The organism is Enterobacter sp. 198, assembly GCF_009025585.1.
GTDB lineage: Bacteria > Pseudomonadota > Gammaproteobacteria > Enterobacterales > Enterobacteriaceae > Enterobacter > Enterobacter ludwigii.
Window position 1 is genome coordinate 83,267 of record NZ_WCIM01000021.1, and the last position, 26,366, is coordinate 109,632.

Annotated in this window: 14 protein-coding genes; 5 read left to right on the forward strand and 9 right to left on the reverse strand. The window is 57.4% G+C overall.

Going from position 1 to position 26,366, the window contains the following annotated elements; translation table 11 throughout:
• Positions 1-3: 3 nt before the first annotated feature.
• A complete protein-coding gene (locus tag F8561_RS12785) occupies positions 4-687 on the reverse strand; it encodes an RluA family pseudouridine synthase (protein ID WP_025204254.1) in 684 nt (227 codons plus the stop codon).
• Between the two features lie 96 nt (positions 688-783).
• The gene (gene azoR, locus F8561_RS12790) at positions 784-1,389 is read right to left on the reverse strand and encodes an FMN-dependent NADH-azoreductase (protein WP_025204253.1); all 606 of its coding nucleotides are present in this window, start codon (positions 1,387-1,389) and stop codon (positions 784-786) included.
• 205 nt (positions 1,390-1,594) lie between these two features.
• Between azoR and hrpA the strand changes: the two genes are divergently transcribed.
• On the forward strand, positions 1,595-5,497 hold the full coding sequence (hrpA, locus tag F8561_RS12795; RefSeq protein WP_014169971.1) for an ATP-dependent RNA helicase HrpA: 3,903 nt from the start codon (positions 1,595-1,597) through the stop codon (positions 5,495-5,497).
• A gap of 43 nt (positions 5,498-5,540) precedes the next feature.
• Here hrpA and F8561_RS12800 read toward each other — a convergent pair whose 3' ends face one another.
• The 4 genes from F8561_RS12800 to F8561_RS12815 all read right to left on the reverse strand — a co-directional run bounded on the left by F8561_RS12800 (position 5,541) and on the right by F8561_RS12815 (position 10,431).
• Complete coding sequence (locus tag F8561_RS12800; protein ID WP_151887543.1) at positions 5,541-6,200, reverse strand: O-methyltransferase; 660 nt, start codon at positions 6,198-6,200, stop codon at positions 5,541-5,543.
• 88 nt (positions 6,201-6,288) lie between these two features.
• Positions 6,289-7,668 (reverse strand): efflux transporter outer membrane subunit, encoded by a 1,380-nt coding sequence (locus F8561_RS12805; protein ID WP_151887544.1) that lies wholly within the window; start codon positions 7,666-7,668, stop codon positions 6,289-6,291.
• Positions 7,665-8,747: an HlyD family secretion protein gene (locus F8561_RS12810; RefSeq protein ID WP_014169974.1), complete on the reverse strand. Its 1,083-nt coding sequence runs from the start codon at positions 8,745-8,747 to the stop codon at positions 7,665-7,667. The genes F8561_RS12805 and F8561_RS12810 overlap by 4 nt, the downstream gene beginning before the upstream one ends.
• Positions 8,748-8,778: 31 nt before the next feature.
• Positions 8,779-10,431, reverse strand: a complete 1,653-nt coding sequence (locus tag F8561_RS12815) for an MFS transporter (protein WP_073396726.1) — start codon at positions 10,429-10,431, stop codon at positions 8,779-8,781.
• Between the two features lie 202 nt (positions 10,432-10,633).
• On the opposite strand from F8561_RS12815, the gene F8561_RS12820 reads away from it, so the two are divergent.
• Positions 10,634-11,437 carry a YdcF family protein gene (locus F8561_RS12820; RefSeq protein ID WP_151887545.1) on the forward strand — a complete coding sequence of 268 codons (804 nt, stop codon included), beginning with the start codon at positions 10,634-10,636 and terminating at the stop codon, positions 11,435-11,437.
• 48 nt (positions 11,438-11,485) lie between these two features.
• Here the strand turns inward: F8561_RS12820 and gap are convergent, their stop codons facing one another.
• Positions 11,486-12,487, reverse strand: a complete 1,002-nt coding sequence (gene gap / locus F8561_RS12825) for a type I glyceraldehyde-3-phosphate dehydrogenase (RefSeq protein ID WP_149376561.1) — start codon at positions 12,485-12,487, stop codon at positions 11,486-11,488.
• A 189-nt stretch (positions 12,488-12,676) separates the two neighbouring features.
• Here gap and cybB point away from each other — a divergent pair, with 189 nt between their 5' ends.
• Entirely contained in the window at positions 12,677-13,207 is a 531-nt protein-coding gene (gene cybB, locus F8561_RS12830; protein ID WP_025204247.1) for a cytochrome b561, read from the forward strand.
• A 47-nt stretch (positions 13,208-13,254) separates the two neighbouring features.
• Here cybB and F8561_RS12835 read toward each other — a convergent pair whose 3' ends face one another.
• Positions 13,255-14,322: an oxidoreductase gene (locus F8561_RS12835; RefSeq protein ID WP_151887546.1), complete on the reverse strand. Its 1,068-nt coding sequence runs from the start codon at positions 14,320-14,322 to the stop codon at positions 13,255-13,257.
• Between the two features lie 13 nt (positions 14,323-14,335).
• Positions 14,336-15,079: a DeoR/GlpR family DNA-binding transcription regulator gene (locus F8561_RS12840; protein WP_151887547.1), complete on the reverse strand. Its 744-nt coding sequence runs from the start codon at positions 15,077-15,079 to the stop codon at positions 14,336-14,338.
• A gap of 736 nt (positions 15,080-15,815) precedes the next feature.
• Here F8561_RS12840 and F8561_RS12845 point away from each other — a divergent pair.
• Both F8561_RS12845 and F8561_RS12850 read left to right on the forward strand, forming a co-directional pair.
• On the forward strand, positions 15,816-17,153 hold the full coding sequence (locus F8561_RS12845; RefSeq protein ID WP_106504092.1) for a TolC family outer membrane protein: 1,338 nt from the start codon (positions 15,816-15,818) through the stop codon (positions 17,151-17,153).
• Positions 17,154-17,273: 120 nt separating this feature from the next.
• Positions 17,274-26,366, forward strand: a 9,093-nt coding sequence (locus F8561_RS12850; protein ID WP_151887548.1) for an Ig-like domain-containing protein, incomplete at its 3' end; no start/stop codon positions are given.

Below are 26,366 nucleotides of genomic sequence, written 5' to 3' on the forward strand. Positions count from 1 at the left end.
CGCTTAAAACGGTGCGGCGTGACGGGCGTTAATTGCCTCTGCGCTCACCGGATGCACAAAATCCAGCTCACTGGCGTGCAGCATCAGCCGCGGTATCGGTTCGGTGCCCGGCAGTGCAAGACCACCATACAGATCGCAGCCTAAAATAGGGTAGCCCAACTGCTGGCAGTGAATACGCAGCTGGTGGGTTCGCCCGGTCTCCGGGGTCAGTCTGACCCGCGTCAACGGCAGTTCCGCATCATAAAACCGGTCCACCACCTGATAGCGTGAGCGTGCGGGCTTGCCGGTAATCGCACAAATCGACATCAGCGGGAACAGCGCCGGATCTTTAGCAATCGGGGCATCAATCACGCCCTCGTCGTTTTCCACATGCCCGCAAAGCAGGGCACTGTATACCTTTCGCACGGCGCGCTGGCTGAACTGGTGACAGAGAGCGGCGTTAATCGCTTTATTGCGCGCAATCACCATCAGCCCGGATGTACCGAAATCCAGACGATGCACCAGCGTGCAGCCGGGAAACGTCTGTACCAGTCGATAATGCACGGAATCGCGGTTTTGCGGATTTTTGCCTGAAAGGCTGAGCAGACCGGAAGGCTTATTAATCAGGACCAGATGTTCGTCCTGCCAGAGGATCTCGATCTCGTCGTAACACGGTGGGGCAATAAAAGAATCTATAATCGCAGACATCAGACGGCCCGACAGAAGAGTGGGTGCGGATGATAGCGAATTTTTAGCGGTGGGGACAGAAAGAAACCCTCCCACCAGGCGGTGAGAGGGGGATGATTAAGCGGCTACGAGGCTGTCGATAGCGGCTTTCGCGTCGGTCTGCGCTTTGGTCGCAACTTCCGGGCCGTAGGCAATACCTTCAGCAAACACGAAATTCACGTCGGTAATACCGATGAAGCCCAGGAACAGAGTCAGGTACGGTGCAACCAGGTCAGTTGGGGTGTCTTTGTGAATACCACCACGGCTGGTCAGTACAATCGCACGCTTACCTTTCACCAGACCTTCAGGACCGTTTTCAGTGTAACGGAAGGTTACGCCGGCACGGGCAACCAGGTCGAAGTAGTTCTTCAGCTGAGTAGGGATGTTGAAGTTGTACATTGGCGCGTTGATCACGATAACGTCGTGCGCCTGCAGTTCAGCAATCAGCTCGTCAGAGAGGGCCAGGGCTTCCTGCTGACGTGGCGTCAGGGGAGCGTCGCCTGGACGCAGCGCACCAACCAGTTCGCCATCCAGCACAGGAATCGGGTTTGCAGCCAGGTCACGCACGGTGATTTCATCAGCAGAATGCTGTTCACGCCACTGTTCAACGAAGTAGTCAGAGAGCTGACCAGACTGTGAGTACCCTGCCAGAATACTGGATTTCAATACTAATACTTTGCTCATGGGTGATTCCTGTTTTTGCATTTGATTGAAGGGGGTTGCCCCGTTGCTTGTTGACACTCTATTCACAATCCTGTCGCAGGGATAGCGCAATATATCGAAGTCTATGTTCGAATTTTTTGAATAAGGCACTCAAAGCGCCAATGTGATACTCTATAGCAATCATTAAAAAGAGATTTTACCCGGCAGTGCACTGCCCGTTAACGCTATGACAGAACAACAAAAATTAACCTTCCCGATGCTCCTGCAACAGCTTGATTCACTGATGCTGCGTGATAAACAGCGGTTTGCCCGCCGTCTGCACGGGGTGAAGAAGGTTAAAAATCCTGATGCACAACAGGCCATTTATCAGGAGATGGCGAAAGAGATTGAACAGGCGGCAGGGAAAGTCGTGCTGCGCGAAGCCGCACGTCCGGAGATTACCTACCCGGAAAACCTGCCGGTCAGTCAGAAAAAACAGGACATTCTTGACGCCGTGCGCGACCACCAGGTGGTGATTGTTGCAGGGGAAACCGGTTCAGGGAAAACCACTCAGCTGCCGAAAATTTGTATGGAGCTGGGGCGTGGGGTGAAAGGGCTGATTGGTCACACCCAGCCGCGTCGTCTGGCGGCGCGTACCGTGGCGAACCGTATTGCCGAAGAGCTGCAAACGCAGCCCGGTGGCTGCATTGGGTATAAGGTGCGATTCAGCGACCACGTTAGCGATAACACCATGGTCAAGCTGATGACTGACGGTATTCTGCTGGCGGAAATCCAGCAGGATCGTCTGCTGATGCAGTACGACACGATCATTATCGATGAAGCGCACGAACGCAGCCTGAATATCGACTTCCTGCTCGGGTATCTGAAAGAACTGTTACCGCGTCGCCCGGACCTGAAAATTATCATCACCTCCGCCACCATCGATCCGGAGCGTTTCTCAAAGCATTTCAACAATGCGCCGATTATCGAGGTCTCTGGCCGAACGTATCCGGTGGAGGTACGCTATCGCCCGATAGTGGAAGACGCGGACGATACCGAGCGCGACCAGCTGCAGGCCATCTTTGATGCCGTCGACGAGCTGGGAAATGAAAGCGCGGGCGACATTCTGATTTTCCTGAGCGGCGAACGGGAAATTCGCGATACCGCTGACGCCCTCAGCAAGCGCGATCTTCGCCATACCGAAATTCTGCCGCTGTATGCGCGCCTGTCAAACAGCGAACAAAACCGCGTGTTCCAGCCGCACAGCGGACGTCGTATTGTGCTGGCCACCAACGTGGCGGAAACCTCGCTTACCGTGCCGGGCATCAAATATGTGATTGACCCGGGTACGGCGCGTATCAGCCGCTACAGCTACCGCACCAAAGTGCAGCGCCTGCCAATTGAGCCGGTTTCTCAGGCTTCCGCTAATCAGCGTAAAGGGCGCTGCGGCCGTGTGTCGGAAGGGATCTGTATTCGCCTCTATTCCGAGGACGATTTCCTGTCGCGACCGGAGTTTACTGACCCGGAAATTCTGCGCACCAACCTGGCGTCGGTCATCCTGCAGATGACTGCGCTAGGGCTTGGCGACATCGCCGCGTTCCCGTTTGTCGAAGCGCCGGACAAGCGCAACATTCAGGACGGCGTGCGCCTGCTGGAAGAGCTGGGTGCCATCACCACCGACGAGCAGGCTAGCGCCTACAAACTGACGCCGCTGGGCCGTCAGCTCAGCCAGCTGCCGGTTGACCCGCGGCTGGCGCGCATGGTGCTGGAAGCACAGAAACACGGCTGTGTGCGTGAAGCGATGATCATTACCTCCGCGCTCTCGATTCAGGATCCGCGCGAGCGTCCGATGGACAAGCAGCAGGCGTCTGATGAAAAACACCGTCGGTTCCACGATAAAGAGTCCGACTTCCTCGCCTTTGTGAACCTGTGGAACTACCTCGGCGAGCAGCAGAAAGCGCTGTCGTCGAACCAGTTCCGCCGCCAGTGCCGCGTCGATTTCCTCAATTATCTGCGCGTGCGCGAGTGGCAGGATATCTACACGCAGCTGCGTCAGGTGGTGAAAGAGCTGGGCATTCCGGTTAACAGTGAACCGGCGGAGTACCGCGAAATTCACATTGCGTTGCTGACCGGTCTGCTCTCCCATATCGGGATGAAGGATGCCGACAAGCAGGAGTATACCGGGGCGCGTAACGCCCGTTTCTCCATCTTCCCGGGGTCCGGTTTATTCAAGAAACCGCCTAAATGGACCATGGTGGCCGAACTGGTGGAAACCAGCCGCCTGTGGGGCCGCATTGCGGCGCGCATTGATCCCGAATGGGTTGAACCTGTTGCCCAGCACCTGCTGAAGCGCTCATACAGTGAACCGCACTGGGAGCGCGCGCAGGGCGCGGTGATGGCGACCGAAAAAGTGACCGTTTACGGTTTGCCGGTGGTTGGCGCGCGCAAGGTTAACTACAGCCAGATAGACCCCGCGTTGTGCCGCGAGTTGTTTATTCGTCACGCGCTGGTGGAGGGCGACTGGCAGACGCGTCATGCGTTCTTCCGTGAAAACCTCAAACTGCGTGCCGAAGTGGAAGAGCTTGAGCATAAATCCCGTCGCCGCGACATTCTGGTCGACGACGAGGCGCTGTTTGAGTTTTACGACCAGCGTATCAGCCACGATGTGATTTCTGCCCGCCACTTCGACAGCTGGTGGAAGAAGGCCAGCAAAGAGACCCCGGACCTGCTCAACTTTGAAAAGAGCATGTTGATCAAAGAGGGAGCGGAGTCGGTCAGCAAACTCGATTACCCGAACTTCTGGCATCAGGGCTCTCTCAAGCTGCGCCTGACCTATCAGTTTGAGCCGGGCGCGGATGCGGATGGCGTCACCGTACACATTCCGCTGCCGCTGTTAAACCAGGTCGAAGAGAGCGGATTCGAGTGGCAAATTCCAGGGCTGCGTCGCGAGCTGGTGATTGCGCTGATCAAATCGCTGCCAAAACCGGTGCGTCGTAACTTTGTGCCTGCGCCAAACTATGCCGAAGCGTTTTTAGGCCGCGTAACGCCGCTGGAGTTGCCGCTGCTGGATTCGCTGGAGCGTGAGCTCAGGCGCATGACGGGCGTAACCGTCGACCGCGACGACTGGCACTGGGATCAGGTGCCCGATCACCTGAAAATCAGCTTCCGCGTGGTGGACGACAAAAACAAAAAGCTGCAGGAAGGCCGATCGCTGACCGAACTGAAAGAGGCGCTGAAAGGTAAAGTCCAGGAGACGCTTTCTGCGGTGGCTGATGACGGTATCGAGCAGAGCGGATTGCACATCTGGAGCTTTGGAGAGCTTCCGGAAAGCTATGAGCAAAAACGCGGCAACTACAGGGTGAAGGCCTGGCCTGCACTGGTGGATGAGCGTGACAGCGTGGCCATCAAACTCTTTGATAATCCACAGGAACAACAGCAGATGATGTGGCGTGGTCTGCGTCGTTTGCTGCTGCTTAATATTCCGTCACCGATTAAATATCTGCACGAGAAGTTACCGAACAAAGCCAAGCTTGGCCTCTACTTTAACCCGTACGGTAAAGTGCTGGATCTGATTGACGACTGCATCTCCTGTGGCGTAGACAAGCTTATCCACGAGGCGGGCGGTCCGGTCTGGTCAGAAGCGGAGTTTGCGGTACTGCACGAGAAAGTCAGGGCAGAACTGAACGACACCGTGGTCGACATTGCGAAACAGGTCGAGCAGATCCTCACCACCGTGTTCAATATCAACAAACGCCTGAAAGGGCGCGTGGATATGACCATGGCGCTGGGGCTGTCGGACGTGAAAGCGCAAATGGCCGGGTTAGTGTACCGTGGATTCGTTACCGGCAACGGCTTCAAACGCCTTGGCGATACGTTGCGTTATCTGCAGGCGATCGAAAAACGTCTGGAGAAAATGGCTATCGATCCGCATCGTGACCGCGCGCAGATGCTGAAAGTGGAAAGCGTGCAGAAGGCATGGCAGCAGTGGCTCAACAAATTGCCGCCAGCGCGCCGTGACGATGAAGACGTGCAGGCGATCCGCTGGATGATCGAAGAGCTGCGCGTCAGCTTCTTTGCCCAGCAGCTCGGTACGCCGTATCCCATTTCGGATAAGCGTATTTTGCAGGCAATGGAGCAGATTTCGGCGTAACGTCGGGTGTTCGCCCTCTCTCTGTGAGAGAGGGCATCTGCGTTTAGCGATTCACCACGGCCAGGGTAAAGCCATCCCATCCTTTACTGCCCACCGTTTGTAGCGCGGTCGCCGTCAGGCGCGGGTTATCCCCGATCATCTCAATAAATCGTCTGACGCCCTGTACGCGGGCATCGTCGCTTTGCGCGTTAATCACTTCGCCGTCCCGAACCACATTATCCCCGACGATCAGCGTTCCCGGACGCGAGTAGTACAGTGCCCACTCCAGATACCCCGGATTGTTTGGCTTATCGGCATCGATAAAGATCAGGTCGAACGGCGGAATATCACCGATGTGTTCAAGAGAGTACAGCGCCGGGCCTTCAATGAGCTCAATCCGATCGCTGAGCCCCGCCAGCTGGATATTCTGCCGTGCAACGCGGGCATGGATGGGGTCCGCTTCGAGGGTGATCAACTTCCCGTCAGGTGGCAGCGCACGTGCCATCCAGATAGTGCTGTAGGCGCCCAGCGTGCCGATTTCAAGGATCCGCCGTGCCTGCGTCATGCGGACAAAAAGCGCCAGCAACTGCCCTTGATTTGGCGCGACATCGTGTTCGGGTAAACCGGCACGCTGGTTGTTTTCCAGCACCCGCTGGAGGATATCATCCTCGGGAATGAGTGAAGAGATCATGTAATTATCAACTGCAGACCACTGTTGTTGCATAGATTGACTCCTGAGTGGCAAACACCGGGTTGCGCTGCGATCCGGTTTTCGCCCCCTCCATGCCGGAGAGGGCCTGTGGGGTATCAGGTCAGGCGTTGCTCCAGCCTCCGCCCAGTGCTCTGTACAAATCAACCTGCGCCAGCAGCAGGTTATTTTTGACCTGCACGACGCTGGTTTGTACCGAGAACAGCGTGCGCTGGGCATCCAGCACATCCAGGTACGACGAATAGCCGTTGCGATAGCGGTTTTGCGCTATGCGCAGCGTCTCTTGCGCCACATCTTGTTGGGCAAGCAGCTCCGTCAGTTGTTCCTGATAGCGCGTGATGGCATCAAGACTGTTATTGACCTCGGCAAAGGCGTTACGGACGGTTTTTTCATAGCTGTAAAGCGCCTGGTTGCGCTGGGACTGCGAAATATCCACCTGTGCGTTCAGCGCCTGGCGGTTGAGCAGCGGAGCAAGAATGCTGCCGCCGACGCTCCAGAGCTGCAGCGGGTTGTCGAGTAAGCCGGAGAGCGTGCGATCCTGTATCGATCCGGTTGCGGTCAGGTTGATCGACGGCAGCAGGCTGGCGCGTGAGGCAGCAAGCGAGGCATCAGCCGCAACCAGTTGCTTTTCAGCCTGCACAATATCCGGACGGCGATTAAGCAGCGAGGAGGGCAGTTGCGAGGGCAATGTCAGGGGCGTCAGGGCCGCAAAGCTTTCACTGCGCGCGACCTCGCCCGGGTTGCTCCCCAGCAGCAGGCTCAGGGCGTTCTCCTGCTGTGCAATCTGATGCTGCAGCAGGGGAACCTGCGCCCGCGTGGAGCGCAGTTCGGAGTCGGACTGCATCAGCTCCAGGCGTGAACTGTAGCCCGTTTCAAACTGGCGTTTAGCGAGAGTGAATGCCTCTTCCCGGGACTTCAGCGTGGAGCGGGTAACGCGAAGCTGTTCATCGAGGGACAGCAGAGTGATATAGCCGGAGGCGACCGAGGACGCCACGGTAAGATCTGCTGCCGCCGCCGCGGCTTTCTGCGCGTCCAGCGAGGCTTCAGCCGCATTCGCGGTGCTGCGGTTTACGCCCCAGATATCGACATCATAGCTGGCGGTGAGGCTGCCTTTATACAGGCTGCTGTAGATCGGCAGACCGGTGGCAGCAGATTGTGTCCGGGCGCGGGTGCCCGTGACGCCAGCATCCAGCGACGGAAACAGGCTGCCTTCGGCCGCGTAGACCCGCGCCTGATACTCGTTAATCCGTTCGCGGGCAATCAGCACGTCGCTGTTGTTCTTAAGCGCCAGGTCCACATAGCGGTTCAGATTATTGTCGTGGAAATTACGCCACCAGAGCTGTTCTGCAGGGCTTGCCGGGCCTGCTGTTGCTCGCCATTGCGTGGGGATGTGCAGCGACGGCTGCGCCGGTTTCACGTCAACCGACTGGCAACCGGCCAGCACGGTCATCATCATCAGAACGGCTATCGGGCGAAGGGTCATTGCTTCGCCTCCCGCGTATCAATGGTCACCTGCACCGACATGCCCGGACGCAGAAGCTGATAGGCTTCCTGGTCACCCAATACTTCGATTCGTACCGGAATACGCTGGGCAATTTTGACAAAGTTACCCGTGGCGTTATCCGGCGTGATGGCGCTGAACTCAACGCCGGTTGCCGGAGAGATGCTCTCCACGCGGCCCTGATAGGCCTTATCATTTAACGCATCGACGGTGAATTTCACCGGCTGACCCACCCGAAGCTCCGCCAGCTGCGTCTCTTTAATATTGGCGATCACCCAGTGCTGAGGCGGCACGAGGGTGGTGAGGTGGGTTCCGGCGGTAACGTAAGCGCCCAGACGAACGGCGATCTGACCAAGCTGGCCGTCGCGAGGCGCCACAATGCGCGTGTTTTGCAGGTCAATTTGCGCCAGCTCCAGCGCCGCTTTGGCGTTTTCCACATCCGCCTCCAGCGCGCCGCGATTGACGATCACCGTTTGCAGATCCTGGCGCGACATTTCCAGCGTGGCTTTCGCCTGATCAATGTCGGCGCTGCCCTGGGCTGCGCTTGCCAGCGCGGCGTCGCGCTCACGGATAGACAGTGAACCATCCGCCGTCAGGTCCTTTACGCGCTTCAAATCCGCCTGAGATTTCAGACTCTGGGCGCGGGCATTTTTCAGAGCCGCTTCGTTTTTGGCGATCACCGCTTCGGCGCTTTTGCGCTGTTGCAGGTTGTTGTTCAGGGCGGCAATCTTCATCGCCAGCTGTGCCTCGGCCTGATGCACCCGCTGGCGGTAGATACGGTCATCAATCTGCAGCAGCAGCTCGCCCTTTTTGACCCGGTCGAAATCCTGCACCTTCACCTCAGTGATATAGCCGTTAACCTGCGGGCTGATAAAGGTCGTCTGTCCGCGCACGTAGGCATTATCAGTAAACTGCGAGTGGCGGGTGAACGGGGGTAGCTGCCAGGCGTAGAGGATCACCAGTACGCCGACAATACCGATTGCCGCCGCGGTGAAAACCGAAACGATACGGACATTTTTACGGGTGTTGGCCTGCTCTTTAGCGGCATCCTGCTGACTCATAACATCTCCAGAGAAATCATCTTCATATTCATTACTTGTTGCCTGTTGCCTTCTTCAGGGCCATACGGGCAGTCAGGCGCAGGCGCAGCAAGCGCCATAAAATCCAGACCAGGGTGGCGGCGGCAATGCTCGCCGTCAGTAAATAAGTATCGTTATAAGCCAGAATATTTGCTTCAAGCGATGAAACCGTTTGCAGCTGGGTGATGGCCTGGGTACCCAGCAGCGAGCTGTCGCCAATCAGGTTCCGGTACAGCCCGGTGTAAGCCTGAATACGGTCATTCACCAGCGGGTTCAGGGTTGTAAGCTGATCGGCCAGCATGCTGGAGTGGTATTTCTCGCGCCAGGTCTGGAAGGTCCCCAGGATGGCAGAGCCGAGCAGGCCGCCGAGGTTCTGGCTCATGCCAAACATCACCGAGAAGCTCACCAGGTTGCGCGGATCGGCGATAACCCCGCCAATCGCGGCCAGCATGGCGGGCGCGAGGAAGAAGGCGCTGCCGAAGCCCAGCAGGAACTGGCTTAGCATCAGCTGGTCCGGGCGGGTCAGGTTGTTCGACTGGCTGTCCAGCAGGGAGGCAACAATCATAAGCGCCAGCGAGGTAATGATCGGCCACGCCAGTTTTGTGGGCTTGATGGTCAAACAGCTGGTCACAATCCCGCAGACAATACCGGCAAAAATAGACCACGCCAGGTGGGTCATCTGCTCATTCTGCAAGCCGACATACTGCAGCCAGCCGATAACGCCGGTGTTTTGCTCCGCCAGCACGATGCGGATCAGCAGCATAATGAGCCCGAGACGCACGATGCTGCCGCTCGACAACCAGCGGGTATTCAGCAACGGGTTAGAACGGTTATGTTCAAACACGATCGCAGACACGATTAATACCAGCGCTAATGCCAGCGACCAGCCGATCCACGGCGCTTCAAACCACCAGTAAAGACGGCCTAAGGAGAGCACCGCGCAGAGCAGCGCCATCCCCGGGGCCAGTAAAAAGAAGGTGATGAAGTCTTTTTTCTCGAAGACCTTGCGCCGGTCGCCAGGAGGCAATTTCAACGCTATCACGCAGGCCAGTGAAATGAGCGCCAGCCCGAGCTCAAAGAAGTAAAGCCCGCGCCACTCGTCAAGCTGCAGCAGCTCGGTCGAAAAGAGGCGGGCGAGGGGGATGGCGAGCGATGACCCGGTAATCCCGATGGTCAGTGCCTTCAGACGGTGTTTCGCGGGCCAGGCCTGTATCTGGTAGTAAATACCGAGGGAGCTGAGCGCGGCGGCCACCATCCCGTGCGCGGCACGCACCATCAGCGCGGAGCTGAGATCGTTTACAAACAGGTGGAAAAAGGTGACCAGCACATACAGCACCAGAAAACCTTCCGTGAAGGCGCGCAAACCATACTGCTGGCGGAATTTCACCAGCAGCAGGTTGATGGAGATGTTGGTCATTACATACACCGCCGGGAGCCAGGCGATTTCTGTCGACCAGGCCCCGAAGGTCCCCTGCAGATTTTGCAGATTGGCGGTGACCACCGCATTACCCAGCGCCCCCGTCAGGCACACCAGCAGACCGACAACCCCGTAGGCAATCCGTTTTGGCGTGCTGTGTTCTGGCGTGGAGGGCGAACCCAACAGGGCGGGTTTCTCATGAGGCTGCCACTCGCGAGGAGCATAAGGGTCGCGTTCGGGCAGGCGCATAACGTCTTTTACCTTAGAAAAAATTGAATAATGAGTGGGCTAACGATTCTACGTTTGCCGCAAATGATAATTCAAGTGAATATGATTTTCGCAGGTTAATCAAATGTTGAAGAACAGGTTAAGGAAAAAGAGCGGCCCGGGAGGCCGTTGTTTTGTCGATCTGAAGTCGTTAATCTGAACCAGAGCAACTGAGGACATCACCATGGTTCAGACGCATTTTCCCCTTCTGCCGGAGTCAACCCTGGCGGCAATTAACACGGTCGGCCAGTGGCTGGCACAGGATGATCTGGGCGATACCCGCGACGTGGCGGCGGTTGACAGGGTTATTCTGGCCGGAAACGCGGTGATGCCGACCATCGACGCTGCCTGCCGTATTGCCGCTGAACACGACGTTCCGTTACTGATTAGCGGAGGGATTGGCCATTCGACCGCGTTTTTGTATGCGGCCATCGCTCAGCATCCGCATTATCAAACTGTCCCGGTAACCGGGCGAGCGGAAGCACGTATTCTGGCCGATATTGCCCGCCAGTTCTGGCAGATCCCTGATGCGCGCGTGTGGGTTGACGATCAATCAACCAACTGCGGAGAAAACGCGCGTTTTAGCTGGAACATGCTCAAACAGCATCATCAGACGTCCGGGCGCGTGCTGGTCGTGCAGGATCCGACCATGCAACGCCGCACGATGGCAACCTTTGCCCGCGTGTGCCGTGACGAGTCTGCTTCGCCGCAGTGGGTCAGCCACCCGGGCTATACACCGGTGCTGAAAAACGGCGAAAACGGGCTGATGTTCAGCGGGGAGAGCGCTGGCCTCTGGCCGGTAGAGCGTTATCTCTCGCTCATTTTAGGCGAGCTTCCGCGACTCTGTGATGACATGAACGGCTATGGCCCGGCCGGGCGTGATTTTATTGCACACGTTGAATTCCCCGACGAGGTGACTGCAGCGTGGGCACGGTTAAAGCAGGATCCTGTGCTTACGGATGCCCTGAATCACCGGTCGCTTCTCTGAGCAGAGGCCGTTTGCGGTATTCCCCTCTCCGCGGAGAGGGGACAGGCATTACAGCGAGGCGAATTTGTCCAGCGTGCGCACCAGCTGGGTGACGAAACCGTATTCGTTGTCATACCAGGCGACGGTTTTCACCAGTTGCAGATCGCCAGCCTCTGATACCTCGGTCTGTGTGGCGTCAAAGACAGAACCAAAGTGAGAGCCAATCACATCAGACGAAACAATCTCTTCATCGGTATAACCAAAAGATTTATTCCCCTGCGTCGCTTTTTTCAGCGCGGCGTTGATCTCCTCAACGGTGACCTTTTTACCCAGAATCGAGACCAGCTCGGTCACTGAACCGGTTTTCACCGGTACGCGCTGGGCGTGGCCTTTCAGCTTGCCGCTGAGGGCCGGAATCACCAGACCGATGGCTTTGGCCGCCCCGGTGGTGTGCGGAATAATATTCTCCGCCGCGGCGCGTGAGGCGCGAAGGTCTTTCCCGCGCGGGCCATCCACCAGCGCCTGCGTGCCGGTATAGGCGTGAATGGTTGTCATGGTGCCCACTTTTATTTCAAACGCATCGTGCAGGGCTTTTGCCAGTGGGGCGAGGCAGTTGGTGGTACAGGAAGCAACGGAAATAATCGTATCACTGGCGACAATGGTATCGTCATTCACGTTATACACGATGGTTTTCATCTCACCGGCAGGGGCAGAGATCAGCACTTTTTTGGCTCCGGCCTCAAGGTGTGCCTGTGATTTTTCTGCCGACGTGTAGAAGCCGGTGCATTCCACGACGATATCCACGCCCGCGGCTTTCCACGGGATATGTTTTGCCTCTTTTTCGGCGTACACGGCGATAGTTTTTCCGTCAACAATCAGGGCGTCTTCGGTGAAATCTACGCTCCACGGGAAGCCACCGTAGTTGGAATCATGCCTGAGCAGGTAGGCCAGCACTTTGGGAGAGGTGAGATCGTTGATGGCGACGACGGTGTTGCTGTCCTGGGTTTCAAGAAGGCGACGCAGGACAAGGCGTCCTATGCGTCCAAATCCGTTAATGCCAATTTTACTCATGGTGTACTCCTGTGAACGCGTCTTTGCGACAGTTTGAACTCATCCAGGCTTAGACCATCACGGACAGGGCGGCAATTGAAGAAGCTTCATGCGAGGGGAAGTATTTGAAAAACCATACAGAAAAATTAATGAATTTTTAAGGAAAGGGGATTATGTTGGCGCGATATCGGTTATTTATCAGGAAATCTCATGCGTACTAAATATACAAGCCTGCAAATTGCTATCCACTGGCTGGTGTTTTTGTTAATCATCGTCGCCTACTGCGCGATGGAGTTCAAAGGCTTCTTCCCACGCACCGCCCGGCCGGTAATCAACATGATCCACGTTTCGTGCGGCATCTCTGTGCTGGTGTTGATGGTGACGCGTTTAGTGGTTCGCCTTAAATTCCGCGCACCGCCGATTGAACCAAAGCCAAAACCGATGGTGACCGGGCTGTCCCATCTTGGCCATCTGGTGGTGTATCTGCTGTTCATCGCGTTGCCGCTGATTGGTATTGTCATGATGTATAACCGCGGTACTGACTGGTTAGCCTTTGGTCTGGTGATGCCGCACGCGGCAGAATCGAATTTTGATCTGGTCGACGTTCTGAAAGAGTGGCACGAGACGCTGGCCAACGTGGGGTACGTTGTGATTGGTCTGCACGCGATGGCGGCGCTGATGCATCACTATTTCTGGAAAGACAACACCCTCCTGCGCATGATGCCAAAAAAACGCCAGTAATCCATAACCGCGAGCCCTGCAGCAGTCTGCAGGGCTTTTTTTGCGTTTTATTGCAGTTGAGCGCGCTCTTCCGGGGTTAACTCCAGCGCCTGAGTGGTGCCCGTCTCTGAGGATTTCACGGCCGCTTCCAGTACCGCCATCACCGCCAGCGCCTCGACCGGATGAACCGGATTGGTGATTTTTCCGAGTAGCGCATCACGCACGTTGATGTAGTACTGACGCTGATCGCCTTTCGGCGTGGTAACGGTCTGCGGCTCACCGTTTGCACCAAAGAACACCATGCTGTCACTGTCCTCGCCCCAGGCCTCACTGCCGGGGATCACGCCCGCCAGCAGCTGCGCTTCCTGTTGGTCGATTCGGGCTTTCACCACGCTGCCTTTATCGCCGTGAACGGTAAAACGTGCCGTTCCGCCAGCCACCAGCATGCTGCAGTGCAAAATCACTTTATGTTGCGGATAATCTAAGACCACGTGTGCCCAGTCGTTAATTTCCGCGCCGTCACGCAGCGTGGCGATATTGCCCTGTACCGACTGTGGCAGTCCAAAGAGCTGCAGCGTCTGGTCAATCAGGTGCGGCCCCAGATCAAACCACAGACCACTACCGGGCACGTTTTGCTCTCTCCAGCGCACGCGCACTTCCGGGCGGAAACGGTCAATGTGCGACTCAAGGTGTTTGACCTTGCCAAGGGTTCCTTGCTCAATAACCTGCTTAATGCCGAGGAAGTCGCTGTCCCAGCGGCGGTTATGGAAGACGGAGAGCAGCAGTTGCTTCTCTTGCGCCAGGGCAATCAGGTCGCGGGCTTCCTGCATGTCGAGTGTGAACGGTTTGTCCACGACCACGTGTTTGCCTGAATTCAGGGCAAGCGTTGCCAGCGGCGCGTGGGTGGCGTTAGGGGAGGCAATCACCACCAGATCGACATCGGGATGCTGAATTGCCTCTTCCGGGGTTGCCACCACCTGAACATCAGGAAGATCGCGTTTAACCTTCTCTTCATCACGAGACGAAACCACCGCCAGCTTAAGGCCGTCCACGGACTGGATCAGCGGGGCATGGAAGGTCTTGCCTACAAATCCATACCCGATCAGCGCAATGTTGATTGTCTTCTTTTTACTCATGACCTTCTCCACGTTATTTCGCGCAAACCGTAATGTGCATTGCGCCAGGGTCCCCAAGCTCAGGCCAGGGACGATCTAAAAAGAGGTGCTGGATGTTGGATAATCCGCTGACCAGATACGGTTCACAGCGGTTTAGTTTCAGATGGTCGGCGACAATCCAGCGCTCATGACTGGTCGCGAGCATCGCCCGTTTGACCTCGGCATCGGCCTCTTTTCCGGCGCTCAGACCGAGTTCAGCATGGATAGCACAGGCTCCCAGAATGGCGATATCCGCGCGGTAGCGTGACAGCAGGGAGAGGGTGGCGCTGCCGGCAAACAGTCGCTGCTTGTGGTCCCATTTTCCGCCGAGCAGGATCAGTTCGATATCGTCACGGTCGCTGAAGTGCCACGCGATATCCAGCGAGGTGGTGATGATTGTCAGCGGTCCCTTCAGGAACGAGGCGACAGCCATTACCGTGCTCCCCGCATCCAGAAACAGCGTCGAACCTGGCGGAACAGCCTGCGCCACCTGTTGACCAAGACGTTGTTTGGTTTCGGGCAGCAGTGTATTGCGCCCCTGACGATTCATGGCCGATAGATTCAGGGCAATTGCCCCGCCGTGGTTCTTTTGCGCCAGCCCCTGTTTCTCGAGATCGGTCAGATCCCGGCGGATGGTGTCCGCTGAGACCTGCAGTTTGTCCGCCAGTTCCGTAATGCTGGCCTGCCCGTGCTCACTAATGATATCAAGCACATATTTTTGTCTGGCCGTTTTGTGCATGGGTAAATCCCGCAAAATGTCGCAATAAGTTGCATATTACAGCATTTTACCGCAGAGGGAAGGGTGTTGATCGCCAGTAAGTATCAATGTCCGGTATTGTTCAGATTGGTTATTATTAAAATGTTATTAATACGGTGTGAGTGATTCATTCCAAATGTTAACAGCAATGTTATTGTTGTGTTTTATTAAACACACTGGCGTATATAACCATTGTGATACCAATATGCAACCATTAATGCTTTAATGAAATTAATAAATAGCAATAAATTCTGTGTATTTTTATATTAATAGATATTAATGTTGTATATGGCATTATGGTTACTTAAATTGACATTTCTTTGAAAATCTTTGTGTCTGACGCATGCTGAAATTAACGCAAAAATGTGCATCCGGCGATTCTAAAATTTTACTTAAATAACAAAGACTTTATTTGTTTCATTTGAAAGCCCCTTTTTAAGGTTTTGTCCAGAAACCCCATCTTTTTTCTTATCTGTAACACCACATTAACATTGTGGGTGTAGTTGCCTATAGCGCATTTTGTTATGCTGCAAACCAGTTAAAGAAATAAGTAAATTCTTATTGTCATAAGAATATGGTCGGCTCTCATCTCCAATGGAAATGGGGTTGGGGAGCGTTTGTCCAATATTTATTCGGACCCAGGTAAGATATTTGTCGAATTATTTATACCCCTTTAGGGGTAAATATTTAAGCGTCATTCAGAGTCAGGGAGATAAAAATGACTATCATGCGAAATAATATGTTGCTGAGATTTCCAGTCGCCCTGGCATTAATTTCGCTAGCCTTTAATACGGCCTCTGCGAATAGCCGCCAGGTGGGGATTGCTCCGATTGCCGCGACAACATTAAAAGAGAGTATTCTTTTTGCCATCGATCGCGATCCGTCGATTAGCCAGCAGGCCGCGCAACTGGGAATAGGTCAGGCACAAATAGATGAAGCACGCAGCGGCTGGATGCCACAAATATCGTTAAACGGTAGCACTGGCCATAGCCAGACCACCGATTCCAGCGGCTCGCTGCGCAATTCTGCGGCCTGGGGATTGAGTCTGACGCAGCTGGTATACGATTTTGGCAAGACCAACAACAGCATCGACCAGTCCACGGCGCAGCGCGATAGCTATCGTTACCAGTTGATGAGCACTTTGTCTGCGGTGGCGGAAAAAACGGCGCTCAGCTACGTAGAAGTCAAACGCTATTCCGACCTGTTGCAGGCCGCCAAAGAGAACGTTCAGGCGCTCAAAAACGTTGAACAACTGGCCAAACTCCGCGCCGACGCAGGCGTCAGTTCAACCTCTGACGAGCTTCAGACGCGCACGCGCATTGCCGGTATGCAGGCCACGGTCGAGCAGTATAACGCGGCGTTAAACAGCGCCCGCGCACGGCTTGCGGTGTTGACTGGCATGGAGGCCGAGCGCTATTCACCTGTACCGGCGAAGCTTGCCATTGAGCAAGACTCGCTTAATCGCATTGATTACTCGTCCATTCCCGCGGTCATGGCCGCGCAGAATATGGAGCGTTCAGCTCAGTATGGCGTGGCAACGGCAAAGTCTCAGCACTGGCCGACGTTAAGCCTGAAAGGAGGCCGCACCCGCTACGAGTCCGACAACCGTTCTTACTGGGATGACCAGATTCAGCTCAATATTGACGCACCGCTATACCAGGGTGGTGCCGTTTCAGCCCGCGTTCGCCAGGCCGAAGGGGCAAGGGCCATGGCATCGTCTCAGGTTGACCAGGCGCGGTTCGATGTCCTGCAAAAAGCCTCTGTTGCGCAGGCTGACTGGACCGGCGCGCAGGGGAGAATGCAGGCGGGGAAGCTGCAGCTGGAAAGCGCGTTACGCGCCCGGGATGTTTACAGAAATGAATATACCCTGAGCAAGCGGAGCATTAACGATTTGCTCAGCGTTGAACAGGATGTCTGGCAAGCCACCTCAGCCAAAATAATGGCTGAATATGATGGCTGGAGTTCGGCGATTAATTACGCATCTGCCGTTGATAATTTGATGCCAATGATCGGCATAGAGAAAAACGCTGCCGCAAAATTACCTGATTTGAGTTAAAAAACACGCGTCTTTTTGTGCGAAATAAGTAAGAAAATAATGGGTGCTTTTTCCCAGGGATAGCTACATCCATTTGGTGGACATATCCACAGGAATCCGGACACCTGCAAGGAGAGGAAAATGAGTAACGTAAAAATTGTTGATGTCATCATTCGCAAAACGGCCGAGAAAACGAAATTAACCGGAGAGGGTAATTTGTCGGTTTCTATTTCTTCGCCGAGTGTGATTGAAATTCAGGGTTCTGCTCAGGATGTTGTGCGTTATGTTCGCCAGGGTAAAGACCTGCTTATTTATATGAAAGACGGCAGCGTTATTCGCTGCAATAACTATTTTGTTGAAGATCCACAGACCCATAATCAATCAGAACTGGTCTTCAACGATCAGCAGGAACTGACGCATATTTCTTTTGCCGATGCCGGGGAAGCGTCTGGCGTTGCTGTTACCGAGTTAACCGCGCAGGCTACGCCGGTTGCCAGCATTGAGCCTTTCCTTGAGCAGGGAAGCGTTCTCAATGACGCGCCATGGGGATGGATTGCAGGCGCTGCGTTGGGCGGCGGTGCCATTGGCGCACTGCTGGCGCACCGGGGTGACGGCGAAACCAAAACCAAAGTCATCGACAACACCAAAGATGTTGAAAGCGCGACGCCGACCTTTTTGCTGACGGACAACGCGGGTGATAAGCAGGGTGTGCTGAGTGGAAAAGCGATCACGGACGACAACACCCCAACCTTTAGCGGTACCGGGCAGCCGGGCGCGACCATTCAGGTTAAAGACAGCAGCGGAAGCACCATTGCCAGCACCATGGTCGGGAAAGAGGGTACCTGGACCGTAAAACTCCCGACTCAGGCTGACGGCGAACATACCTGGTCTGTCGTGCAAATCGACGGGAGCAAAACGACGCAGGCGGGCAGCATTACCGTCACAATTTCTACCGCTGACGCCAGCATCACGCTGGGGACAACGGCCGGTGACAACGTGATCAATGCCAGCGAACACTCCGCTGGCTTTACGCTGTCCGGCACCAGCAAAAATCTGGCGCAGGGAACCGGGCTTACCGTCACGCTGAACGGCAAAACCTACACGGCGGAAGTGGGGGCCGGCGGCGCATGGAGTGTGAACGTGCCTGCCGCGGATGCACAGGCGCTGGGTGACGGCACCTGGACGGTGAACGTCAGCGGTAAAGACGCCGCGGGCAATACCGTGAGCGGCAGCCAGACGATAGGTGTGGATACCAACGCGCCAGCGCTTTCTGTTGATACGATTGCGCAGGACAACATCATCAACGCGGCTGAGCACAACCAGGCGCTGACGCTCACCGGTAAAACCGATGCGGAAGCCGGCCAGATTGTGACGGTAACGCTCAACGGGAAAAATCATACCGCCACGGTGGGGAGCAACGGCACGTGGTCCGTTACGCTTCCCGCCAGCGAGGTGCAATCGCTGGCGAATGGCGACCATACGCTAACGGTGAACGTCAGCGATAAAGCGGGGAACGGATCTTCCACGACCGTCGATTTCACCGTGGACACCGCCGCCCCGGTCGTGACGATTAACACCGTTGCTGACGACAATATCCTCAATACCAGCGAGCAGGGCCAGGCGCAGATTATTTCCGGTACGGCGAGAGGCGCCGCAGCAGGGGATGTCGTGAGCGTAACCGTTGGCGGTCAGACCTTCACCGGTGTGGTGCAGGCGGACGGCAGCTGGAGCGTGGGGGTGCCTGCGTCCGTGCTAGGCTTGCTGGGAGAAGGCAACCACAACATTACGGTTTCCGTTACCGATGCCGCGGGCAATACCGGCAGCGCCACACACGGCATTACGCTGAGCGGTAACCCACCGGAATTTACCGTTCATGCCATCAGCCAGGATAACGTTCTCAATGCTCAGGAGGCTATGCAGCCGCTGAGCCTGACCGGCACCAGCACGCTGCCAGACGGCAGCGCCATCACCGTGACGCTGAACAACGTCAATTATCAAACCGTTGCCGAGAACGGGAGCTGGTCAGTTCAGGTACCCGTTTCCGACGTCCTGCAACTGGCGAACACGCTGTACACCGCCAGCGTCAGCGGTACCGACAGCGTGGGCAACAGCGGCTCAGCGGAGGCCACACTGCTGGTTGATACCGTGTTGCCACAGGTGGTCATTAATACCTTTGCCGGCGACAACCGGGTGAATAACGCCGAAGTGGCCGCCGATCAAACGATCAGCGGTCGTGTCACGGGTGCAGCGGCAGGGGATACGGTGTCTGTTTCCGTTGGCGGCAAGCATTACAGCGCCACCGTGGGTAGCGATCTGACCTGGAACCTCACTATCCCGTCTGCGGATCTCAGGGCATTCGGCGACGGCGACCTGACCATTAACGCGTCAGTCACCAACAGCCACGGCAATACGGGCAGCGGCGAGCGCGATATCAATATCAACGCGGCGCTGCCGGGTCTGCGCGTCAACACCCTTTCCGGTGATGACGTGATCAATGCCATTGAGCAGCATCAGGATCTTACCGTGACCGGCTCCAGCAGCCATCTGGCCGCAGGCACGCAGATCACCGTCACCATCAATAACGTCGATTATGTCACCGTGGTCAACGCCACCGGTGGCTGGCAGACTGGTGTCCCGGCGAGCGACCTCCAGTCCTGGACGCCGGGCCATATCGCGGTGCACGTCAGTGCAGAAGATGCGTGGGGCAATGCCGTTGCCGCTGAACATCCGATCGAACTCGACCTGAACGCCGTGGCGGTGACTGTTGATGTCATCTCCGGTGATGACCGGCTGAACGCGGCGGAAAAAGGCAGCGATCTCACGCTCTCTGGCCAGACGCAGGGCGTGGAAGCCGGGCAGACTGTGGTGGTGAAATTCGCCGATCGGACCTATACCGCGCAGGTGCAGCAGGATGGCTCCTGGAGCCTGACCGTACCGGCCAGCGCCATGGAAACGTTGATTGACGGCCGCGCGCAGGTGAGCGTCAGCGTGACGAACGTTAACGGCAACAGCGCCGATGCGTCGCGCGTGGTGACGGTCGATACGCTGCCTCCGGACATCACGATCAATAATCTGACCGATGACAACATCATCAGTGCCGCCGAAGCGCAGCAGGATATCGTGTTAAGCGGTAGCAGCACGGCGGAAACGGGCCAGACGGTCACCGTCGCGCTGAACGGTAAAAACTACCAGACCACCGTTCAACATGACGGTAGCTGGCAACTGACAGTACCTGCCGCGGACGTCGGCGCACTGGCCGATGGCACCGTCACGGTAACGGCAACCGTGAGCGATGTGGCAGGTAACAGCAGCAGCACGGATCGCGTCGGGCTGGTGGATGCCACCGTACCGCAGGTGACCATTAACGATTTTGTCACCGATACCAATACCATAAACCAGCTTGCCCATACCCAGGCGCAGGTCCTCAGCGGCTCCGTGACCGGAGCGGCAGCGGGTGATTGGGTCACGGTGACCATCAATAACGTGGATTACACCACTGTGGTGGATGCGGCGGGCAACTGGAGCCTCGGCCTGCCTGCGTCTGTGGTACAGGGCCTGGCGGACGGAACCTGGACGATTACGGTCTCTGTGACCGATCAATCTGGCAACACCGGCAGCAGTACGCTGGAGGTGATGGTTAATACCGTGACGCCGCAGATAGGTATTCACACTCTGGCGGCGGACGACGTGATTAACGCCACGGAAAAAGGCGAAAACCTGCTGCTTTCCGGAACCAGCAACCAGCCAGAAGGCACCCCGATCACCGTGGCCCTGAATGGCATTCACTACACCGCCATTACGGATGCCAGCGGTAACTGGCGTGTTACCGTACCGGCCTCCGCAGTAAGCGCGCTGGGCGAGGCGCACTACACGGTGACGGCGAGCGTCACGGACAGTGTGGGTAACAGCGCGTCGGCCACGCACGATGTGCTGGTAGACAGCTCGCTGCCGGTGGTCACGCTCAACACGCTGGCGGGCGATAACATCATCAACGCGGCGGAACTGGCGGCAGGCCAGACCCTGACGGGGAAAGTCGCCAACGCGGCGGCAGGCGACATTGTCACCCTTACCCTGGGCGGCCAGACGTATACCGTTGCGGTGCAGGACGATCTTACCTGGAGCCTGCCGTTAACCCAGAGCCAGTTAACCGCGCTCGGTAACGGTGAGCTGACGGTTACGGCCAGCGTGACGAATGCGCACGGAAACACCGGTTCTGCCGCGCTGGACTTCACCATCGACGCCCAGTTGCCTGGCCTGCGTATTGATACCGTGGCGGGCGACGATGTTATCAATATCATCGAGCATGGGCAGAACCTGATTGTTTCCGGTACCAGCACCGATCTTGCAGCGGGCAGCACCGTTACCGTGACCATTAACAACATTGAGTACGTCGCCACGGTCCTGGCCGACGGAACCTGGAAAGCGGCTGTGCCTGCGGCGGATGTCAGCCAGTGGCCGGACGGTCCTCTCAACATTACAGCCCGCGCGCAGGATGCTTCCGCCAACCCGGTGAATATCGGGACCGTGGTGGATGTCGATCTCGCCCCGGTCGCGATAAGCGTTAACAGCGTGACCCCTGATAACGTGCTGAATGCGGCGGAGAAGGGACACGATCTGGCGCTCTCCGGCACCACGTCTGGGGTCGAAGCCGGTCAGACGGTGACGGTCACCTTTGGCGGCAAAAGCTACACCACCACCGTGGATGCGAATGGCAACTGGGCTTACACCGTTCCGGCTGCGGATGTAAGCGGCCTGAAAGAGGGCGATGCCCGCGTTCAGGTGAGCGTGAGCAACGTGAATGGCAACCCGGCCTCTTCGTCACACGAATTCAGCGTCGATACCACTGCGCCGGCGGTCACCATCAATACGGTCAGTCACGACAACATGCTCAATGCGGCAGAGGCGGCACAGGATCTCACCCTGAGCGGCACCTCGACTGCCGAAGCGGGGCAGACGGTCACGGTGACCTTTAATGGCAATCAATACACCGCACAGGTACAGGCTGACGGCAGCTGGACGCTTGACGTGCCGGCAGCCGATCTGGCCAGTATCACCGACGGCACTGCCGTCGTTACGGCGACCGTGTCGGATAAAGCCGGTAACCCGGCCAGCACGGATGCGTCTGTGCTGGTGGACACCACCGTGCCGCAGATCACCTTCAACACCGTTGCCGGTGATGACATTCTGAATATTGCTGAACACGGTCAGGCGCTGATCGTTTCTGGCACAGTCACCGGGGCACAGGCAGGCGACGTGATCACCGTGACGCTGAACGGTAAAAATTACAGCGCAATGCTGGACGCGTCCGGCAACTGGAGTCTGGGTATTCCGGCGGCTGACGCGGGCGCGCTGGGCAATGGCGACCATACGATGTCTGCGACCCTCACCGACAAAGCGGGCAACAACACCACGCAGACGCATGAGATTGCGGTTTCCCTGACCGCTCCGGTTATCGCTATCAATACCGTTGCGGGCGATGATGTGATCAATGCCATCGAGAAAGGCGAAGATCTGCAACTCTCCGGCACCAGCAACCAGCCGGACGGCACCACGATCGTCGTGACCCTGAATGGCATTAACTACACTGCCACGACTGACGCCAGCGGCAACTGGAGCGTGACGGTACCGGCAGCAAACGTCTCGGCGCTGGGCGAAGCGAACTACACCGTCACCGCGAGCGTGACCGATACCGCAGGCAACAGCGCGAGCACCAGCCATCAGGCACTTGTCGACAGTGCGCTACCGGTGGTGACCATTAACGCTGTCGCCATTGATGATGTCATCAATGCGGCGGAAGTGACTGCGGGACAGACCCTGAGCGGGAACGTCAGCGGTGCCGCAAGCGGTGACACTGTCACGATTTCAATGGGGGGCAACACCTGGACCGCCACCGTTCAGGATGATCTGAGCTGGTCGGTCAATGTGCCGCCTGAAGTCTTAAAGGCCATTGGCAACGGCGATTTGACCGTGACGGCAAGCGTCACTAACGGTCACGGCAATACCGGCTCCGGCAGCCGCGACATCACCATTGATGCCAACCTGCCGGGTCTGCGGGTCGATACCGTGGCGGGCGACGATGTGATTAACAGCATCGAGCATGGTCAAAACCTGATTATTAGCGGCTCCAGTGATGGGCTGAAAACCGGCTCTGCGTTGACGGTGACCGTCAATGGTAAAACCTATGCGGCGACGGTTCTGGCCGACGGAACCTGGACGGCAGCGATCCCGGCCGCCGACGTCAGCGCGCTGAGCGCAGGCAAGGTGACGGTAACCGTTGAGGGTCAGAGCACCGCAGGAAACCCGGTGACGATTGCGCATGACGTCACGGTCGATCTGGCCGCGGTGGCGATCAGCGTCAACGCGATTGCCACCGACGACGTGATCAACGCGGCGGAAAAAGGCACGGACCTGGTCCTGTCGGGTACCACCACCCACGTCGAAGCCAACCAGACCGTGTATATCACCTTCGGCGGCAAGTCTTACACCGCGACCGTGGATGCCAGCGGTAACTGGACCGCTACCGTGCCTTCTGCTGATTTAGGCAGCCTGAAGGAGGGCGATGCCAGCGTGCAGGTTAGCGTTACCAACGTGAACGGCAACAGCGCGTCAGCGGGCCGTGAATACAGCGTGGATACGACCGCGCCGACGGTCTCTATCGACATTGTCAGCGACAACAACATCATTAATGCGTCTGAAGCGCAGCAGGATTTGGTGGTTAACGGCATCACAAACGCGGAAGCGGGCCAGACCGTGACCGTTACGCTGAATGGCAAGGATTACACCACCACCGTGCAGGCGGATGGCAGCTGGAGCCTGAGCGTACCGTCAACCGACCTGAGCGGCATTATCGACGGAAACTACACCATCACCGCGGCGGTATCCGACAAAGCGGGTAACCCGGCCTCGGTGGATCGTGACGTGCTGGTGGATACCACGGTGCCGCAGTTGACCATTCACACCGTTTCGGATGACGACGTCATCAACAGCGTTGAGCACGCGCAGGCGCTGATTGTCACCGGGTCTGTCACCGGCGCGGCAGCGGGTGATGTGGTCACCGTCACCATCAATAATAAATCTTACACCGCCACGCTGGATGCCGTGGGCAACTGGAGCGTGGGAGTGCCTGCGGTCGACGTCAATGCTCTGGCCGCCGGGGATCACACCATCACCGCGACCCTGACCGATAAAGCGGGCAACAGCAACAGTGCGACGCACGACGTGGCCGTCAACCTTACCGCTCCGGTGCTGACCATTGACACCGTTTCAGACGACGATGTCATCAATAGCACCGAGAAAACGCAGGATCTCACCCTCACCGGCACCGCGTCAGGTCTGGCGGCGGGCGCGATCGTCACCGTGATGCTGAACGGCAAAGCCTACAGCGCGACGGTGGATGATAACGGGCTGTGGACGGCTACCGTACCGGCGGATCAGGTCGGCGCACTGGGTGAAGCGATCTACACCCTCACCGCGTCTGCAACCGATGCTGTTGGCAACAGTACCAGCGTGACTCACACCGTGAACGTGGAGTCTGTCCTGCCGGGTGTCACCATCAACACCGTGGCTGGCGACGATATTATCAATACCGCGGAGCTGGCGAGCGGCCAGACTCTCAGCGGTACCGTGGTGAACGCCGAGGCGGGCAACACCGTCACCGTGACCCTCGGCGGTAACACCCTGACCGCAACGGTGCAGGATGACCTGACCTGGTCCGTCAACGTACCGGAGTCCGTGTTAACCGCACTGGGTAACGGCGAACTGACCGTCACCGCCAGCGTGACTAACGGCGTGGGCAACAGCGGCACCGGCGAGCGCGATATCACCATCGACGCCAGCCTGCCGGGCCTGCGCGTGGATACCGTGGCGGGTGACGATGTGATCAACAGCATCGAGCATGGTCAGAACCTGATCGTGACCGGCACCAGCGAAGGACTGGCGGCAGGGACCGCACTGACCGTAACGGTAAATAATAAAACCTATCCGGCCACCGTGCTGGCTGACGGCACCTGGAGTGCGGCTATTCCGGCGGCCGATATTGGCGCGCTGGCGGCAGGCACGGTAGCTGTCACCGTTCAGGGGCAGAACAGCGCCGGTACGCCGGTGTCCATTACCCACAATGTGACGGTGGACCTTGCGGCGGTCGCCATCGGGATTGACGCCATTGCCACGGATGATGTGATTAACGCGGCTGAGAAGGGCGCGGATCTGGTGCTCTCTGGCACCACCTCCAACGTGGAGGAGAATCAGACCGTCAGCATCTTCTTCGGCGGTAAAACCTATACGGCGTCGGTGGATGCCGACGGCAAATGGACGGCGACGGTGCCGTCTGCTGACCTGGCCGGTCTGAAAGAGGGCGATGCCAGCGTGCAGGTGAGCGTCACCAACGTCAACGGCAACAGCGCGTCTGCGGGCCGCGAGTACAGCGTGGACACCACCGCGCCGTCCGTAACGATTAACACCCTGGCGGCTGACGACATCCTGAATGCGACCGAAGCGAAAGCTGACCTGACGGTGTCCGGTACCAGCACCGCCGAAGCGGGCCAGACGATCACCGTGAGCCTGAACGGGAAGAACTACACCACCACCGTGGGGGCAGACGGCAACTGGACGCTGGACGTTCCGGCAGCCGACCTGGCGGCGCTCACGGACGGCAGCGTGACCGTGACGGCCGCCGTCAGTGACAAGGCGGGTAACCCGGCCTCGGTGGATCATAACCTGGCTGTCGACGTGACGGTGCCGGTCGTGACCATCAACACCGTGGCGGGCGACGACGTGATTAACGTGGCTGAGCATGCGCAGGCGCAGATCGTCAGCGGCTCTGCCACCGGCGCGGCGGCGGGCGATAAAGTCACCGTGACCGTTGGCAGCCAGACCTACACCACCGTGCTGGACGCCGCGGGCAACTGGAGCGTCGGCGTTCCGGCGAACGTGATTTCTGGCCTCAGCGACGGCACCGTGACGGTCAGCGTCAGCGTCACCGATGCCGCGGGCAATACCGGATCCGGCACCCATAACGTGACTGTCGATACCGGGCTGCCTTCCGTGGGCTTCGATACCCTGAGCGGCGACAATGTGCTGAACGCGGTGGAGAAAGGTCAGGATCTGAGCGTCAGCGGTACCAGCGCCAACCTTGCGGAAGGTACCCTGGTCACCGTGACCCTGAACGGCAAACAGTACACCGCAACAACCGCGGCGGACGGCGGCTGGAGCCTGACGGTACCGGCAGCGGATCTG

Bases quoted from the DNA above. Each gene is read 5' to 3' on its own strand.
- F8561_RS12785 (WP_025204254.1), bottom strand. From the start codon at position 687: ATGTCTGCGATTATAGATTCTTTTATTGCCCCACCGTGTTACGACGAG.
- azoR (WP_025204253.1), bottom strand. From the start codon at position 1,389: ATGAGCAAAGTATTAGTATTGAAATCCAGTATTCTGGCAGGGTACTCA.
- hrpA (WP_014169971.1), top strand. From the start codon at position 1,595: ATGACAGAACAACAAAAATTAACCTTCCCGATGCTCCTGCAACAGCTT.
- F8561_RS12800 (WP_151887543.1), bottom strand. From the start codon at position 6,200: ATGCAACAACAGTGGTCTGCAGTTGATAATTACATGATCTCTTCACTC.
- F8561_RS12805 (WP_151887544.1), bottom strand. From the start codon at position 7,668: ATGACCCTTCGCCCGATAGCCGTTCTGATGATGATGACCGTGCTGGCC.
- F8561_RS12810 (WP_014169974.1), bottom strand. From the start codon at position 8,747: ATGAGTCAGCAGGATGCCGCTAAAGAGCAGGCCAACACCCGTAAAAAT.
- F8561_RS12815 (WP_073396726.1), bottom strand. From the start codon at position 10,431: ATGCGCCTGCCCGAACGCGACCCTTATGCTCCTCGCGAGTGGCAGCCT.
- F8561_RS12820 (WP_151887545.1), top strand. From the start codon at position 10,634: ATGGTTCAGACGCATTTTCCCCTTCTGCCGGAGTCAACCCTGGCGGCA.
- gap (WP_149376561.1), bottom strand. From the start codon at position 12,487: ATGAGTAAAATTGGCATTAACGGATTTGGACGCATAGGACGCCTTGTC.
- cybB (WP_025204247.1), top strand. From the start codon at position 12,677: ATGCGTACTAAATATACAAGCCTGCAAATTGCTATCCACTGGCTGGTG.
- F8561_RS12835 (WP_151887546.1), bottom strand. From the start codon at position 14,322: ATGAGTAAAAAGAAGACAATCAACATTGCGCTGATCGGGTATGGATTT.
- F8561_RS12840 (WP_151887547.1), bottom strand. From the start codon at position 15,079: ATGCACAAAACGGCCAGACAAAAATATGTGCTTGATATCATTAGTGAG.
- F8561_RS12845 (WP_106504092.1), top strand. From the start codon at position 15,816: ATGACTATCATGCGAAATAATATGTTGCTGAGATTTCCAGTCGCCCTG.